Annotated in this window: 1 protein-coding gene and 1 pseudogene; both read left to right on the top strand. The window is 65.7% G+C overall.

Annotated features, from left to right (window positions below):
- On the top strand, positions 1–1,171 hold a 1,171-nt coding region (locus tag AC1D0Z_RS22020), incomplete at its 5' end, for a DNA polymerase III subunit gamma/tau C-terminal domain-containing protein (protein ID WP_477660277.1).
- Between the two features lie 51 nt (positions 1,172–1,222).
- A pseudogene (locus AC1D0Z_RS22015) lies at positions 1,223–1,300 on the top strand (YbaB/EbfC family nucleoid-associated protein); the annotation flags it as partial.

The following is a 1,300-nucleotide window of genomic DNA, read 5'->3' as shown; positions in this document are numbered from 1 at the left end:
GTCGCTGACGGACCAAGCGATCGCGTTTGGCTCCGGCACGCTTGAAGAAGCCAGTGTGCGCACCATGCTGGGCAGTGTGGACCGCAGCTATGTCTACCGTCTGCTCGATGCCCTGGCGCGGGGCGATGGCAAGACCGTGGTCGAAACGTCCGAAGCGCTTCGGCTGAATGGCTTGAGTGCGGCTTCCACCCTGGAAGAAATGACGACGGTGTTGCAGCGCATGGCGGTGTTGCAGGCCGTACCTGAGATGGGGGTTAGCGACGACGGGGCCGACCCGGATATCGCGGAGACGGCCCGGCTGGCCCAGGCGCTGCCCGCCGATGAAACGCAGCTGCTTTACAGCCTGTGCCTGCATGGCCGTGCGGAGCTGGGCCTGGCGCCCGACGAATATGCCGGCCTGACCATGGTGCTGCTGCGCCTGCTGGCCTTCAAACCTTCGGCTTCGGCTGCCACCCATGCGGGGGGTGCCGCCGAGCCTGGAAAAAAGCCGCAGCCTGAGGTGGCGCGGGCTCCCGCGCCCGCGGTTGTGCCTGAACGGCGCGCTGCGCCAACCCCTGCCGCTGTACGCGAACCTGCCCGTGAAACTGTTCGTGAAGAGCCCGAGCCTGCTCAGAGCTTTGAGGGAAACCGGCCTGTGGCGCAAGCAGAGCGGGCGCAAGCAGCTATTAATTCCATAGCATCCCCTTCCGCCGTTCCGGGGCGGCCAGTACCGCAGCAGCGCCCGCAGCCGGGAGCGCCAGCCGTTACCGGGGCGCCGTTGGTGCCTGTCCCGCTCGGCGAAGACTGGAGCCAGGCCGTGGGCCAACTGGTAGCCGCCGAGGCCGTGGCGGCGCTGACACGTGAGCTGGCACTGCAGTCGGAGCTGCGCGGCCGGGAGGGCGGGCTGTGGACGCTGCGGGTGGAGCGCGAGTCGTTGAACCAGACGGCCGCGCGTGAAAAGCTGCAAGTTGCCCTGCAGTCGCACCTGGGAGACGCGGCCCTGAAGCTTACGGTGGAGGTGGGCCCTGTTACCGACACGCCGGCACGCCGCAATGCGGCGGCACAGGCCGAGCGCCAGCGCGCCGCCGAGGAAATGATCCAGAACGACCCGTTTGTGCAGGACATGATTCGCGACTGGGGCGCCAAAATTGTCCCCGGCAGCATCCGGCCGCTGGCCGCGAAGTCGATATGATCAAAGCCAGTTTCAAGACACATTCCGACAGCCAGATTTAAAGGAAAAAACATGTTTAACAAAGGACAACTCGCAGGCCTCATGAAGCAGGCRCAGGCCATGCAGGACAACATCAAGAAAGCCCAGGAC

This window comes from Polaromonas sp. P1_E3, assembly GCF_056405935.1.
Note: the sequence above shows the minus strand (reverse complement) of the source record. Positions and strands in the feature narration are given on the sequence as shown.